Here is a 15,493-nt window from a genome sequence, read left to right on the forward strand (position 1 = left end):
CTATATCATGTTCGGCTATTTAATGTCAAGCTCTTTTTTCAACTTCTTTTTCGAGCTCGGCATGTGTACTTCTTGGCCGGACTTAGAATATATCATGTATGGAGATGCATTGCAAGAGTTTTTTTGAAACTAATATTAAATCTCTACATTCTATAGGAGCAATTAAGTGAAAGCACCGCTTCTAATCAACAGTAGCTGAGAGAACTGCCCTTAGACAGCTCCCTTAAGCCCTGTGTTCTATAGATACTATTCAGTACGGTTACGCATATGTGGAAACAGCAATACATCGCGAATCGATGCAGAATTGGTAAGCAGCATGATCAAACGGTCTACGCCGATTCCCAGTCCGCCAGTAGGTGGCATACCATATTCCAGGGCGCGGATGAAATCATCATCCATCTCATGAGCTTCGTCATTACCTTGCTCTTTCTCCTGGATCTGTGCCTCAAAGCGTTGACGTTGGTCAATCGGATCATTCAATTCACTAAATGCATTAGCGTGCTCACGACCCACAATAAACAGCTCAAAACGATCGGTAAAGCGTGGATCCTCATCGTTTTTCTTCGCAAGTGGTGAAATCTCAACTGGGTGTCCCATTACAAAGGTTGGCTGAATTAGAGTTTCCTCTACAAATTGCTCGAAGAAAGCGTTAAGGATATGACCGAACGTCATATGTTTCTCAACAGGCACACGATGTTCTTTTGCCAAAGCTTGTGCTTCGTCATCTGTCATGTGAACGCTGAAATCAACACCGGTTACTTCTTTAACAGCATCAACCATAGTTACACGACGCCATCCTGGAGACAGATTTACCTCTTTGCCTTGGTAATCCAGCAGTTGTGTACCTAATACCTCTTGGGCAATATGTGCAATCATATTCTCCGTAAGATTCATGATGTCCTTGTAGTCAGCATATGCTTCGTACAACTCAATCATAGTGAACTCTGGATTATGACGAGTCGACATTCCCTCGTTACGGTAGACACGGCCGATTTCGTACACTTTTTCCAAACCGCCAACGATAAGGCGTTTCAAGTGAAGCTCGATAGCAATCCGCATATACAGCTGCATTTCAAGTGTGTTGTGGTAAGTAATAAATGGACGTGCAGCTGCTCCACCGGCGATCGTATGAAGTGTAGGTGTTTCAACTTCAAGATAACCAAGTGAATCCAAATAACGACGCATCGATTGAATAATTCTTGAACGGGCAATAAAGGTCTGTTGAACTTCCGGATTAATAATCAAATCAACATAGCGCTGGCGATAACGCAGTTCTACATCTTTAAGACCATGATATTTTTCAGGAAGTGGCAGCAGGGATTTGGACAAGACTTCGAGATTATGCACTTTGATGGAGGTCTCGCCTGTTTTGGTTTTGAATACTGTTCCACGAACGCCGATAATATCTCCCAGATCGAGAACATTAAACGCCGCGTATTGAGTTTCAGGAATGCTGTCTTGACGAACATAAAGCTGAATTCTTCCGCTAAGGTCCTGGATATGCGCAAAGCTGGCTTTACCCATAACGCGTTTTCCCATAATACGCCCAGCAATGCTCACTTCAACAGAAAGCTCGTCCAATTCCTCTTTGGAAAGTCCATCATACTTAGCTACGATATCGCCAGCGTTAGCTGTGCGCTCGTATTTTTTGCCAAAAGGATCAATACCAAGTCCTCTTAGCTCGTCCAGTTTGGCACGGCGGATCTGCAAAAGCTCACTAAGTTCGTTCTCTGCATTGTCCACATTGTTCATTTCCTCGGTCATGCGATTCATCCCCTTATAACTCAGTAATATCATATACACAAGAAGAAACGGCTCCGTCTCCATAGTTAGAGGACAGTCCCGTTCCAGCTCAAAATATAAGCAGTTTGTTTTACCTATCGTTTCTGGATGATTTGAAAAAAGCTTCCCTAAGGAAGCTTTCCCAAACATGTTCCCTTATCTACCTATGTACAGTGAAATGACTAATACATATGGCAGCACATCTATTTACAGACATTAAGGTCTGTATATTACTTCATTCTGATATCGAGAATTTTATATTGAATAACTCCTGCAGGTGTAGAAACATCAACTACCGTACCTATTTTTTTTCCGATAATAGCTTTGCCTACCGGACTTTCGTTGGAAATCTTGTTATTCAGTGGATCAGACTCTGCTGTACCTACGATCGTATACTCCATAGTGTCCCCATATTCCAAATCCTCGACACTTACAGTAACACCAATACTTACTACGTCAGTAACGATCTCGTCGCTATTGATGATACGCGCGTTGCGAAGCATCTTCTCCAAAGTGAGAACGCGTCCTTCGATAAAAGCTTGCTCATTCTTCGCGTCTTCATACTCCGAGTTCTCACTGATATCTCCGTAGCCAATCGCTACCTTAATCCGTTCAGCAACCTCACGGCGTTTTACGGATTTGAGGGTCTCCAGCTCATCTTCCAGACGTTTTAGCCCGTCCGGCGTAAGGATGACTTCTTTATCGCTCATCTCAACCGATTCTCCTGTCGTATACAATTATTGAAAACACCATACTATATGCTAATCTAGAAGGATAAGAACCCTCCCTGCTGCATTGCTCTTACTGTAACGGCGATTTTATACTGTGAAATTATATTGGAACCGCTACAAAATGTCAATGACACCACATATAAAGTCAGATGTGTTCAAATATCAGCAGAAAAAAGGCGATTATACAGCAGAAGAAGACATTTCAATGCCCTTGCTCTCTTCTTCATGCTTTAATTGAACGACAAAATCATTCAATATCCTCACCATTCCATCGCGTTTTGTTTCTGTCATAAGGACATCCTTCACTCTAGCGGCAGCCTTCAAGCCTTTTAAATACCAAGCCATATGCTTACGCATCTCACGGACAGCTACAGCTTCTCCCTTAAGAGCTACCAGACGATCCATATGAAGAATAGCAACCTTAATCTTCTCATCCAAACCAGGTTCAGGCATAAGCTCGCCGGTGCTCAAATATTGAATCGTACGATACAACATCCAAGGATTACCTAGTGCTCCACGCCCGATCATTACGCCATCGCAGCCAGTCTGATCCAACATAGCCCGAGCATCTTCAGGTGTATTAACATCCCCGTTGCCAATAACGGGAATGGAAACTGCTTCTTTTGCCATCTTGATGTAGTTCCAGTCCGCATGGCCTGTGTAAAGCTGCTCGCGGGTACGACCGTGTACGCTGACAGCCTTACCCCCGGCACGTTCAACCGCACGCGCATTATCTTCGACAAAAATATGCTCGCTATCCCAGCCAATCCGCATTTTCACGGTTACCGGTTTATCGACAACATCGACAACCGCAGAGACCATTTCATAGATTTTGTCGGGATTCAAAAGCCAGCGGGCTCCCGCATCACATTTAGTCACTTTTGGTACTGGGCATCCCATATTGATATCGATAATATCAGCATTGGTTTCTTTATCAACGACTTTAGCTGCTTGCACCAGTGATGCTCTATCCCCGCCAAAAATCTGCAAACTAAGCGGTTTCTCCCGTTCATCTACAAACAACATTTCGCGAGTACGTGTATTTCCGTGAATAATGGCCTTATCGCTTACCATTTCCGCACAGACCAGACCTGTACCAAATTCCTTAGCGATCAGACGAAAAGCCGGATTGCACACGCCAGCCATAGGTGCCAGAACAACCTGATTTTTCATCTCGATATCGCCAATCTTCAGCATTCGTATCACTTCCTGCCTTTTAATTCTTGGAAATTATGAGTTGGGATCCATAAGCTCTTCTGTTGTAACCCCGAGAACATTCGCAATTTTATCTAAAATTTGATCTTCTAATCGTCTGTTACCCCTCTCGACTGCACCAAGCACAGCCAAGGAAATTCCGGCAAGATCCGCAAGATCCTGTTGAGTATACCCTTTTAGCTTACGGAATGCCCTGACCCTCCGTCCCAAACGCTTGTTGTCCACAACCGAATTCCTTCCTTCCCGTCTATGTCTTGAAGCGCTGCTGTAATCAGCTTGCGAAGTCCGGAAGATTGTTCATTCTGTGGAACGATGTCACTGAGCGGAAACAATACAAAAGCACGCTCTAACATGCGTGGATGCGGTAACGTTAAATGTGGTGTATCGAGCATCTGACCCTCAACCCACAACAAATCCAAATCTACCGTTCTCGGTCCATAGCGGATATCCCGGATACGACCCAACTGCGTTTCAATCCCCAACATCACTTCCAGCAAGGACTCGGGCGCAAGTGTCGTTCGCAAAGCTGCTGCCATATTGAGAAACTGCGGCTGATCTAAATAACCAACTGGCTCTGTCTCGTAAACTTTGGAGCAGCGGACCACCGATATTTCATCATGAGCGTCCAGTCTGTTCAAAGCCTCTGACAGTGTGCCCTCGCGGTCACCCAAATTAGCCCCTAAAGCAATATAAGCCTCTGATTCTTCAGAGGTGGAATGTATATTCATGGACCTTGTTCTCACTTTCTAGTTCTGCGCAGCTCTACAGTCACTCCCTGAAAATGAATGTCGAAAGGCGGATGAGGTTTAGTTACCTTAACCGTTACTGCATTGATAACAGTATAAGTGTCCAGTACGGAGGATGCAATATATTCTGCCAAAGCTTCAATCAACTTAAAAGACTTTATTTCGACAATATTTTTGACTAATTCATGAACTTCAGCATAATTCACAGTTTGATTCAAATCATCATTCAAGCCCGCACCCTGCAAATCAAGCTCAAGCTCTAAATCAATGTAAAAACGTTGTCCCAGCTTACGCTCTTCCTCAAATACACCGTGGTATCCGTAATATTCCATGCGATGCATTGTCATTTTATCCATGATTAATCCGCCCTTTTTCGTAAAATATAGCTATTCACGCACCACTGGAGGTGCAGCATACAACATCGCATCACACATCTTAACCGTTCGTTTAATTAGAGATACATCATGTACACGGACGATCTGGCAACCCTGAGCAATACCAAAAGCTACTGTAGCTGCGGTGCCTTCCACAACATCATCAGACGGCAAATCAAGTACCGTGCGGATGAATTTTTTGCGGGACGTCGCCAGTAACAACGGATAGCCTAACTCAGTCAACCCGTCTAAAAGCATCATTGCCTGCAGGTTTTCATTATAATCTTTAGCAAAGCCGATACCTGGATCCAATATGATATTGGCCGGCTTAACACCTGCGGCTAACGCAAGATCAATACTTTCCTTAAGGTCAGCCGACATATCCGCACTCAGATTCGTATAATTACGGTCCTGCCGGTTATGCATCAAAATAATAGGACAGTCAGCAGCAGCGGCCACTGCCGCCATTTCCGGATCAGCCTTACAACCCCATATATCATTAATGATATGGGCACCCGCAGCCATAGCTTGGCGGGCTACTTCAGCTTTATAGGTATCGATGGATAACGGAAGATGAGGTGCCGCCTTATGAATACTCTCGATCACAGGCAATACACGGGCTAACTCCTCTTCAAGTCCCACCGGTTGATGACCAGGACGAGTAGATTCACCGCCGATATCAATAATATCAGCACCCTCTGCAGCCATACGCAGCGCATGCTCAACGGCTTTGTCCGGATGATCCCAAAGTCCTCCATCTGAAAAAGAATCAGGGGTAACATTAAGGATGCCCATAATCAATGTTCGATTTCCTAACTCCAAGTCTGTATTTCCACAACGGTATGTCCGCTTAAAGAGGACTGGTCTCATTTCGCAATCGCCGTCCTATCTCTATATAATGAAATCAAGCCAGCAGTAATTGTTCCACACTGGCCAGTACCTATAGTAAATCTTGCATCTCCGTGCCACACCCCGGTAACAGGAACAATTTCTTGTACGGAATTGGTAAGAAACACTTCATCAGCAGCTTTCAACTGCTCCCAGTGATATGTTCCTTCTTCAACACTAAGGCCTGCACTAAGAGCCAGCTCCAGCACCATTTCCCGGGTAATTCCCGGAAGAATGCCTGTGGTGAGATCTGGGGTATAGAGCCTGTTGTTTTTAATAAAAAAGATGTTGCTGACAATGCCCTCCGCAATAAATTCTTCTGCCGTCAGCATTAGTCCTTCAGCACCATTTGCCGCAGAAGCATACCCTCTAAGCTCACGCTTAGCCAGAATGTTATTCATATAATGCAGCGACTTGAATCGCACTGTTCCCTCAGGAGTATTACGCCGCAAGGACAACAGCTGCAGCTCTTTGCCTTCACTGTTAAGCTTATCTGGTACTTTCGGCAGCGCTTTGATGTACAACAAATGATTGGGCTTTTGATAATCACCAGCAGGTAATCCGAGAATATCCTCACCGGCTGTTACGGTATAGCGTATATAAGCTTCTTTTAATTCATTTTTGTCCATGACGCGCTTAATCCAGTCAAGTAGATGTGCCGCTTCTGCCTCAAATGGAATGCCCAGTTCCTTGCACCCCTCTGCCATACGCTTCAAATGACGCTCCAGCAAAAAGGGAACTCCCCCATAGGTCCGAAAGGTTTCGAACAAGCCAATGCCGTACAAAAAGCCGTGATCCAAGGCAGAAACCACGGCTTCTCGGGCGTCAATGACACCATTGTTAAATCCTATATATTTCATGCCGTTTCTCCGGCTCTCCGTTTCAAGAAATTACGCAGCATCGTATGACCATGATCCGTAATAATAGATTCCGGGTGGAACTGCACACCTTCAATAGGGTATTCTTTATGGCGCAATGCCATAATCTCCCCCTCTTCAGTCTCAGCCGTAATCTCCAAGCAATCTGGGAGACTCTCCCGCTCTACAATCAGTGAATGATATCGGGTAGCTGTAAATGGAGACTCCAGACCTTCAAAAACTGAGGTCCCGTTATGGTAAATAGGCGATGTCTTCCCATGCATCAAACGCTCAGCACGGATGACATTGCCACCAAATGCTTGTCCAATCGCTTGATGTCCAAGGCATACGCCGAAGATCGGAATGATCCCCTTGAAATGATGCAACAATTCCAGACTAATTCCCGCTTCATTTGGTGTACATGGGCCTGGTGAAATTAGAATATGGTCAGGTGCCAGCTTTTCAATCTCTTCGATGGTAATTTCATCATTGCGGTGCACTTTAACCTCTTCCCCAAGCTCACCTAAATACTGTACGAGGTTATACGTAAAGGAATCATAATTATCGATGACCAAGATCACAGTGCTACTCCCCCTTCGGCTTCGCTGGTAGCTGGCAATTCCTGCTGCAGTTCACTACAGAGTACTGCCTTCACTACCGCTTTGGCTTTATTATGGCATTCACGGTATTCACGGTAGGGATCGGAATCGATCACTATGCCGGCACCTGTCTGAATATATCCGACCCCGTCTTTTACAGCCAGCGTTCTTATAATAATATTTAATTCCATATTGCCGTTATAGTCAATAAAACCCATCGAACCTGTATAGGGTCCACGTCGAACCGGCTCCAGTTCTTCGATAATCTCCATTGTCCTTACCTTGGGAGCCCCTGTGATGGTTCCCCCCGGGAATAAAGCTGCGATAACCGCATAAGCGTCTTTATCCGGCGCAATCTGGCCCTCTACCTGCGAAACGAGATGCATCACATGAGAGTAGCGCTCCACCGTCATCAGCTCCGGCACGCTGACGGAACCGTATGCAGCGACACGTCCGATGTCGTTGCGTTCCAGATCGACAAGCATGATATGCTCGGCGATCTCTTTTTCGCTCCCGCGAAGCTCCGCCTCCATGGCGGCATCCTCCGCGGGAGTGAGTCCCCGGCGCCGGGTGCCGGCGATGGGCCGGGCGCTCACTTTGTCCCCATGCAGCTTGACGAGCAGCTCTGGTGAGGCGCTGGACAGCGCGAAGCCGGGCGACCGCAAGAGCCCCATGTACGGGGACGGGTTGAGCTTGCGCAGCCACTCGTAAACATCCTCCGGCGAGGACTTCAGCTGCGCCTCCTGGCGCAGCGAGAGGTTCACTTGGAAGACATCGCCTTGGCGGATGTATTCCTGAACGTCCACCACTGCCTGCTGAAACTTTTCAGGCGAGAAAGCCGAGGCCATGCCCGGCCACTCTCCTGATGAAACTGTAAGGGCCTCAATGCTGCCCACGGCCTCATCATCCAATCCTGCAGCTGAAGATATCAGCTGCCACTGCTCTACCATTTGTCCAGCCTGTTCTATACTGCCAAGATAGAGATTTTGCAGATCCTCCAGCCCACAGTCTGCTGGAACTGGAACGTGGACAGCACAATACAGCACATGCTCTTCGTGATCATAAATCCATATCTCGTCAAACCTCATAAAAAGATAATCAGGAAAACCAGGATCATCTTGGGCAAGAGACGGCAATCGTTCCAAAGAACGAACCACATCATAACCAAGGAATCCAATACATCCACCAGAGAAAGGAGGAACATCTTCATCCTTTAACTTAGGCGACGTAAAATCCGACATCCATTGCTGCAGTAGCTCCAGCGGTTGTCCATGCAGTGTTGTTGCCTCAGGTGTCCTCTCCTCGTCCACTGATGCTGATTCCAAAGATTCAGTAGGGAAGCTAAATACTTCCGCGTTATCCTCCTTGCCTTTCAATATCGAAACAGGATTTAAGCCCAAGTACGTATAACGGCCACCCTTACCACTTTCTAAAACTACAGAATACTGGGAAGCTAACTCCCAGGCTTGCTCCCAGGACGCGGGTAATTCGTTGGTGCACCGGGGTGATTTTATAATCAAGGGAAACATGCTCCAGTCTTCAGCAGCCCATTGTTCCCACTCGTTCCAGGTTGTTATGATTTCCAAAGCCATCCTCCTAAAAGTTTTATGAAGCCATTACTTCGTAGAAATCACTTCGCAATAAAACTTGCTTCGTAAGCATTTGCTTAAGTTTTGTCTAGCATCATCTTACAGTTTAATCATCGAGACAAAACTCGCTTCGTAAGCATTTGCTTAGTTTTATGAAGCCATTACTTCGTAGACATCACTTCGCAATAAAACTCGCTTCGTAAGCATTTGCTTAGTTTTGTCCAGACTTTAATTATTTTAAATCGTCAGTAGTATATTGCCTGTCAGTATACTGTACTTAAGGCATTATTGAAAAGCCCTCAGCGATAGGAAATTATTATGATTTTTTCGTTTTCTGCAAAAACCAGAGCTTTTTTCAACAATAATAAAATTACCACGTCTAGCCTGCCATATATGCAAAGTACCAAATGCCTTTTAAATCAACGAAAAGAGTCTCCATCACCACCAAAAAAGTGGTATGAAGACTCTTATAGATTTACGTTATTGCAAACAATTACGCTTCGAAATTGTAAAGTGGTGTGCTCAGGTAACGTTCGCCGTTACTTGGGATAATGACTACTACTTTTTTGCCAGGGCCTAAATCTTTAGCTACTTTAAGAGCGGCAAATACAGCAGCACCTGAAGAAATACCAGACAAGACGCCTTCTTCTTTAGCTACACGACGTGCAGTTTCGAAAGCTTCATCATTCTCAACGTGGATGATTTCATCATAGATATCTTGGTTCAAAATCTCAGGGATGAAGTTAGCTCCGATACCCTGGATTTTGTGAGGGCCTGGTTTGCCTCCAGCCAAGATTGGGGAAGCAGCAGGTTCTACAGCATAGATCTTAATATCAGGATATTGGCTTTTCAGCACTTCACCCGCACCAGTGATCGTTCCGCCTGTTCCGATACCCGCAATAAAAGCATCCAAAGGACCGCCGATGGATTCAATAGCGTCAATAATTTCAGGTCCAGTAGTCTCACGGTGAATCTTCACGTTCGCTTTATTCTTGAATTGCTCGGACGGGAAATAGCTTGGGTTCTCTTTCAGAATTTCGTCTGCTTTCTTAACCGCACCATTCATACCTTCCGATCCTGGGGTCAGCACCAATTCCGCTCCATATGCGCGAAGGAGATTACGGCGCTCCAAGCTCATTGTTTCCGGCATTACGATAACTGCTTTATAACCTTTAGCAGCAGCTACAAGTGCCAGGCCGATACCAGTGTTACCACTAGTAGCTTCTACAATCGTACCTCCCGGTTTCAGTAGACCTTCACGCTCAGCTTCTTCCACGATGCTGATTGCAATCCGGTCTTTTACGCTTGATCCCGGGTTCTGATATTCCAATTTCAAATAAATATCTGCGGAGCCTTCCTGTGCCAGACGATTCAAACGAACGAGCGGAGTACCTCCGATCAATTCTGTTACGTTGTTAACGACTTTAGCCATGAGCAAAAACCTCCTTAGAATGATAAATGCGATATAAGAACGTAAATTATGACTTTATGCTTCTGTGTATGGAGTTTAAATTGTTGACCACCGTCAGTTATTTCCGACTAAAACGGTAGGGTTTACGTTAATATCATATTATCAATCTTGCAGGCTGTTGTCAATATTTATTGATACCTCATATTTATTGCGTAAATCGCTTTCCACCTGCTGCAAGGGAGGGGCTTGCTCCAAAGCCAGCTCTTGACGTACAAGCGCCCGAATTTCTTTCTGATCCGGCATTTCTGGAGAGTGAATACTCTCCAAGCGGATAATGGCGAAGTCTTCCCCTGTCTCGATTGGACCGGCTATATCACCCACATCCAATCCAGCGGCAGTCTTTAACATTCCCTCTGGCCAAAAAGGGTCATCTTCCTCTACTTTGCCTAAGCTGCCTCCGTGCTGCCGACTCTCATCATCAATAGACACTTCCCTAGCCAAATCAGCGAAATCCTCACCCTGTTCCAAGCGATCCATTACCTGCTGGCCTTTCTCATAGGATGAGACCTTGATCATAGAAAGCTGCATTTCCTTTTTTGGAATGAAGCGCTCGGCATTTTGCTCTAAATAAGCATCTATATCGGCATCACTGATTGTAATGCCCACCGTGGCTATCGCTTGTAAGGACAGACGATAAGCTGTCTCTGCGAACACTTCCTGACGAGATAATCCGAGCTGAGATTGCATTTGAGCATAATATTGCGCTTCTGATTCGTACCCAACTATAGTGCGTGCCAGTTCCTGCTTAACCTCATCGTCTGTCACGGTAATTCCTAATGCCTTAGCTTCCATGTTCACGACAATATGGTTAAGCATACTGATTAACACTTCTTCTCCATGCTTTTTTTTGAGCTCATCCATCCACTGCTGATCCGTTATCGGTTGTCCGCCTGCAGTCGCTACATCCGGTGATTCATTGTCTGTTGTATCTCCTTTAAGAAGGGCCATGGCGCGCAAACTCCAGAATAATAGACCCCCGAGCATTAAAGTTGCAACAGCTAGAATAATAACCGTATTGCGAAGTGCACGTTCCTGTCTCGTCATCATCCCAATACCCTACGAATTCGCTTGTTCTAAAATGACCTGTAAATCGTCCTTATTGAAAACATAAGCCTCATTGCAAAAATGGCATACGACTTCAGCCTGTTCATCTTCTGCAATTAATCTCTCCAGTTCATCCCGTCCTAAGCTAACCAATGTCTGCTCTACCCGCTCACGCGAACACTGACAAGCAAAGTTAATATCCAGTTCATCCATAACCACTGCATCCGGCAACAGGTAGCGCAGCATTTCTTCTGGCTCCAGCCCCTGATCGAGAAGCGCTGTTACAGAAGGCATCGCCCCTACAGCTTTTTCAATCTCTGTGATCTCCGCATCAGTCAGACCAGGAAGAAGCTGAACAATAAATCCTCCAGCCACAATTACTGACTCATCGGTATCTACCAGTACACCTAGGCCGACCGCAGCTGGAGTTTGCTCAGAAACCGCAAAATAATAGGTAAAATCATCGCCAAGCTCCCCGGAGATAATAGGAATACTACCTCTGTACGGCTCTTTCATACCTAAATCTTTTATAACATCAATGAACCCTTCAGTTCCCACCGCTCCAGCTACATCCAGCTTCCCCATGCTATTGCTCGGTAAATGAATGTGAGGATTATGCACATAACCACGCACTTCTCCCAATGCATTGGATTCTGCAACGATTTGTCCGATCGGTCCATTCCCTTTAACCATAATACTCAGCTTCTCACTACCCTTGAGCATAGCGCCCATCATGGCTGCAGCGGTAACTGTACGTCCCATTGCGGCTGTAGCCGTTGGATACGTATCGTGTCTGCGTCTTAGTTCTTCAACCAATTCAGTTGTGCGGACAGCAAACGCTCTCACTTTACCATTAAGAGCCGTGCCGCGGATTAGTCGATCCTTCTTTTTTTCCATTGGGTGCATAGCCCTCCTATCTCTTCGCCTTTTAGGCTTCTTTATCTTTATTGGTTACGATCGTAAATAATTCTTAATCCTTCTAGCGTTAACATAGGATTTACTTCATCGATACAGTCCGTTTCACCCGCAATTAGCGAGGCAAGGCCTCCGGTCGAAATAACCTTCAGTTCGGGAGCGTTCATCTCGACTTTAATTCGTTTAACAATGCCCTCAACCTGACCCGCATAGCCAAAAATAATCCCGGCCTGCATCGCGTGCACCGTATTACGCCCGATGACCTTTTTAGGCTTCTCCAATTCAATTCGCGGCAGCTTAGATGCCCGCTGGTATAATGCCTCCGTTGAAATGCCTAGACCGGGGACAATCGCGCCACCAAGATAATTAGCACCTGCATCAATGCAATCAAAAGTCGTAGCCGTACCAAAATCAACAACGACAAGTGGACATTTGTATTGTTCAATCGCAGCAACTGCATTAACAATCCGGTCTGCGCCAATTTCACGCGGATTCTCATAACGTAAGTTAAGCCCCGTCTTAATCCCTGGTCCAACAATCAATGGGTCTTTCCCTATATATTTAATACACATATCCTCAATAGTCTTAACTAGTGGCGGAACAACCGAAGATATAATTACACCTTCAACGTCTTTGACAGATATACCTGACATGTGAAAAAGATTGTGTATCATTACTCCATATTCATCCACGGTCGATTGACGCGCAGTACTTAGCCGAAAATGATGCAGCAATTCGCGTTTTCTATATACACCGAGAACAATATTGGTATTACCGATATCGACAGCAAGCATCATGACAAAGGCCCTTCCTTCTTGGCATTAAGGTCTAGACTGATATCCAGACTGGAGAAGGAGTACGTAAGGCGCCCGACAGAAATCACATCCACACCCGTTTCAGCAATCCCGCGTAAGGTTTCTAACGATACATTGCCAGAAGCCTCTGTCTTAACATGCGGAGCTTTCGATTTAATCCTAGCCACGGCTTGCTTCATCATATCGTTAGACATGTTATCGAGCATTATAATATCAGCACCTGCTGCCAGCGCCTCTTCGACTTGCTCTAAATTCTCGGTCTCCACTTCGATGCTCATCGTATGCGGGATGTTCTTCCGGGCACGACCTACAGCCTGCCGAATACCACCTGCGCCTTTGATATGATTATCCTTGATCATAACTGCATCATATAACCCAAAACGGTGATTAAAGCCTCCACCAATACGAACAGCATATTTCTCCAGCATCCGGTGACCTGGTGTTGTCTTACGTGTGTCCACTAGACGAGTTGGTAATCCCTCCAACACCTGCACGAAAGAAGCTGTACGTGATGCCACACCCGAAAGACGCTGCATCAAGTTAAGCGCAAGCCGCTCACCTGTTAGAATCGCATGTGTGCTGCCCTCAACCTCAATAATTACTGTCCCTTTAGTTACAGCTTGGCCTTCTTCGACAAGGGCTGTAAAACTAAGTGCCGGATCCACAATTTCAAAGACCAGCTCTGCAATTGGAATGCCACAAATTATACCGTCTTCCTTGGCATGAATAATCCCTTTGGACTCATGGCCCACTGGAATCGTCATCTGCGTGGTTACATCTCCGGAACCAACATCTTCCCGCAACCAAGCCTTGATAGATTGTACTAGTTCTTCATTGTAACCATTAAACATCATCGCTTAATTCCTCCACTATTCCCAGTTCGCGAATTTGAAGCAGGTGCTTACGCCACTGATCATCATCCCGCTGCGGATAATCCTCACGGTAATGCGCCCCACGGCTCTCTTCCCGTGCCAGAGCAGACTCTGTCACAAGCAAACAGCAGGTCAGCATATTAGCAAATTCATATTCCTCACGTTTGGACAAAGCTGATCCAAAGATTGGCAGCTGTCGTTTTAATTCATCTAGTCCTTTAAGTAACATCTCTTCGTTACGACGCAGTCCAGCATATCGAACCATAATCTTCTGTAGCTTCAAACGACGTTCCACAATGGCTTGAGTTGGCGAATCTACACGTCCCTCGTTACTGTTAACCGATAAAACATCACGGTCCAGCGGGGAAAGCTCATGAATCCGATCAATAATACGCTGTCCGAATACAATGGCCTCAGATAATGAATTACTAGCTAAACGGTTAGCGCCATGCAGGCCTGTGGAGGAAACCTCTCCGCAAGCAAACAGACGTGGGATGGTGCTCTCTCCATTCAGATCGGTCTTAATCCCCCCCATCATATAATGCGCAGCGGGAGCCACTGGGATCCAATCACTTGTAATATCCAGTCCATAGCCCATACATGTCTCATATATTGTGGGAAACCGATGCTTCACCATCTCTGGAGATTCATGTGTAATATCCAAATAAACGAACGTTGATTTAGTATGTTCCATTTCACTTACAATAGCTCGTGCTACAATATCCCGCGGAGCTAGCTCAAGCAGGTCATGATAACGTTCCATGAACCGTTCTCCATTAATATTGCGCAAGACTGCTCCTTCCCCACGCACAGCTTCGGAGATTAAAAATCTAGGAGCTCCCGGGTAACTAAGTGCTGTAGGATGAAATTGAATAAATTCCATATCTCGTATATGAGCCCCAGCGCGATAGGCGATTGCTACTCCATCTCCTGTAGCTACTTCTGGGTTGGTAGTGTATCGATATAATTGTCCTGCTCCACCAGAGCACAGAATGGTCGCATCCCCTTGCAGGAACAACCTTCCACCACCGGGCCGTTGCAATAATGCGCCTACACATTCTCCACCTTCAGTGATGAGATCGATAACATAATGATCATCCCAGACCTCAATATTCTCATGTTCGGCTACCTGTTCCGCCAATGCACGAACAATCTCATAACCTGTAGCATCCCCATTAGCATGTAAAATACGGCGGTGGCTGTGCGCACCTTCCTGAGTCAAAGCCAGTACCCCATCTTCCTTATCAAACAGAGTTCCTAAGCGAATTAACTCATGAACGCCTTCCGGCCCTTCATTAACAAGTGCATCGACAGCTGTTGAGGAGCAAAGACCTGCTCCGGCCATTAAGGTATCCTGCCGGTGGTAAGCAGGGGAATCATCCTCAGCTATAACAGCTGCGATCCCCCCCTGTGCATAGCGAGTATTACTTTCCATTACTGATTTCTTTGTGATCATTATGACACGCCGATCTTCACTGGCTTTAATAGCTGTGAATAACCCGGCAATCCCTGAACCAATAACAATACAATCTGTCTTTACCGTAGGAATATCCCGAAGATCAAAATCAACCAAATATTGTGGAATCATGACCGCT

At 45.7% G+C, this 15,493-nt stretch carries 16 protein-coding genes; all 16 read right to left on the reverse strand.

Going from position 1 to position 15,493, the window contains the following annotated elements; genetic code table 11:
- Positions 1-246: 246 nt before the first annotated feature.
- The 16 genes from lysS to nadB all read right to left on the reverse strand — a co-directional run bounded on the left by lysS (position 247) and on the right by nadB (position 15,486).
- Positions 247-1,764: a lysine--tRNA ligase gene (gene lysS / locus MKY14_RS30430; RefSeq protein WP_076309074.1), complete on the reverse strand. Its 1,518-nt coding sequence runs from the start codon at positions 1,762-1,764 to the stop codon at positions 247-249.
- A 248-nt stretch (positions 1,765-2,012) separates the two neighbouring features.
- Positions 2,013-2,492 (reverse strand): transcription elongation factor GreA, encoded by a 480-nt coding sequence (greA, locus tag MKY14_RS30435; RefSeq protein ID WP_036678719.1) that lies wholly within the window; start codon positions 2,490-2,492, stop codon positions 2,013-2,015.
- A gap of 201 nt (positions 2,493-2,693) precedes the next feature.
- Positions 2,694-3,710 (reverse strand): tRNA dihydrouridine synthase DusB, encoded by a 1,017-nt coding sequence (gene dusB / locus MKY14_RS30440; protein WP_076130084.1) that lies wholly within the window; start codon positions 3,708-3,710, stop codon positions 2,694-2,696.
- A 33-nt stretch (positions 3,711-3,743) separates the two neighbouring features.
- On the reverse strand, positions 3,744-3,953 hold the full coding sequence (locus tag MKY14_RS30445) for a helix-turn-helix domain-containing protein (protein ID WP_076309069.1): 210 nt from the start codon (positions 3,951-3,953) through the stop codon (positions 3,744-3,746).
- Positions 3,905-4,456, reverse strand: a complete 552-nt coding sequence (gene folK, locus MKY14_RS30450) for a 2-amino-4-hydroxy-6-hydroxymethyldihydropteridine diphosphokinase (protein ID WP_076186832.1) — start codon at positions 4,454-4,456, stop codon at positions 3,905-3,907. Before folK ends, MKY14_RS30445 begins: the two co-directional genes overlap by 49 nt.
- 11 nt (positions 4,457-4,467) lie before the next feature.
- Entirely contained in the window at positions 4,468-4,830 is a 363-nt protein-coding gene (gene folB, locus MKY14_RS30455; protein WP_076138480.1) for a dihydroneopterin aldolase, read from the reverse strand.
- Between the two features lie 30 nt (positions 4,831-4,860).
- The gene (gene folP / locus MKY14_RS30460) at positions 4,861-5,718 is read right to left on the reverse strand and encodes a dihydropteroate synthase (protein WP_076186830.1); all 858 of its coding nucleotides are present in this window, start codon (positions 5,716-5,718) and stop codon (positions 4,861-4,863) included.
- Positions 5,715-6,596: an aminotransferase class IV gene (locus tag MKY14_RS30465; RefSeq protein ID WP_076130082.1), complete on the reverse strand. Its 882-nt coding sequence runs from the start codon at positions 6,594-6,596 to the stop codon at positions 5,715-5,717. Before MKY14_RS30465 ends, folP begins: the two co-directional genes overlap by 4 nt.
- Complete coding sequence (pabA, locus tag MKY14_RS30470) at positions 6,593-7,174, reverse strand: aminodeoxychorismate/anthranilate synthase component II (protein ID WP_036678733.1); 582 nt, start codon at positions 7,172-7,174, stop codon at positions 6,593-6,595. Before pabA ends, MKY14_RS30465 begins: the two co-directional genes overlap by 4 nt.
- Positions 7,171-8,784, reverse strand: coding sequence for an anthranilate synthase component I family protein (locus tag MKY14_RS30475; RefSeq protein ID WP_340978083.1), 1,614 nt, complete (start codon positions 8,782-8,784; stop codon positions 7,171-7,173). Before MKY14_RS30475 ends, pabA begins: the two co-directional genes overlap by 4 nt.
- A 490-nt stretch (positions 8,785-9,274) precedes the next feature.
- Entirely contained in the window at positions 9,275-10,213 is a 939-nt protein-coding gene (gene cysK / locus MKY14_RS30480) for a cysteine synthase A (RefSeq protein ID WP_036678737.1), read from the reverse strand.
- 141 nt (positions 10,214-10,354) lie between these two features.
- Positions 10,355-11,299 carry a peptidylprolyl isomerase gene (locus tag MKY14_RS30485; protein WP_081383501.1) on the reverse strand — a complete coding sequence of 315 codons (945 nt, stop codon included), beginning with the start codon at positions 11,297-11,299 and terminating at the stop codon, positions 10,355-10,357.
- Between the two features lie 9 nt (positions 11,300-11,308).
- Complete coding sequence (gene hslO / locus MKY14_RS30490; protein WP_036678742.1) at positions 11,309-12,193, reverse strand: Hsp33 family molecular chaperone HslO; 885 nt, start codon at positions 12,191-12,193, stop codon at positions 11,309-11,311.
- Positions 12,194-12,240: 47 nt separating this feature from the next.
- On the reverse strand, positions 12,241-13,008 hold the full coding sequence (locus tag MKY14_RS30495) for a type III pantothenate kinase (protein WP_036678745.1): 768 nt from the start codon (positions 13,006-13,008) through the stop codon (positions 12,241-12,243).
- Positions 13,005-13,880, reverse strand: coding sequence for a carboxylating nicotinate-nucleotide diphosphorylase (gene nadC, locus MKY14_RS30500; protein WP_076220479.1), 876 nt, complete (start codon positions 13,878-13,880; stop codon positions 13,005-13,007). The genes MKY14_RS30495 and nadC overlap by 4 nt, the downstream gene beginning before the upstream one ends.
- On the reverse strand, positions 13,870-15,486 hold the full coding sequence (nadB, locus tag MKY14_RS30505) for an L-aspartate oxidase (protein WP_076305371.1): 1,617 nt from the start codon (positions 15,484-15,486) through the stop codon (positions 13,870-13,872). The genes nadC and nadB overlap by 11 nt, the downstream gene beginning before the upstream one ends.
- Between the last annotated feature and the right edge of the window lie 7 nt (positions 15,487-15,493).

It is taken from the genome of Paenibacillus sp. FSL R5-0887 (assembly GCF_038002305.1).
GTDB classification, from domain to species: Bacteria; Bacillota; Bacilli; order Paenibacillales; family Paenibacillaceae; genus Paenibacillus_AQ; species Paenibacillus_AQ odorifer.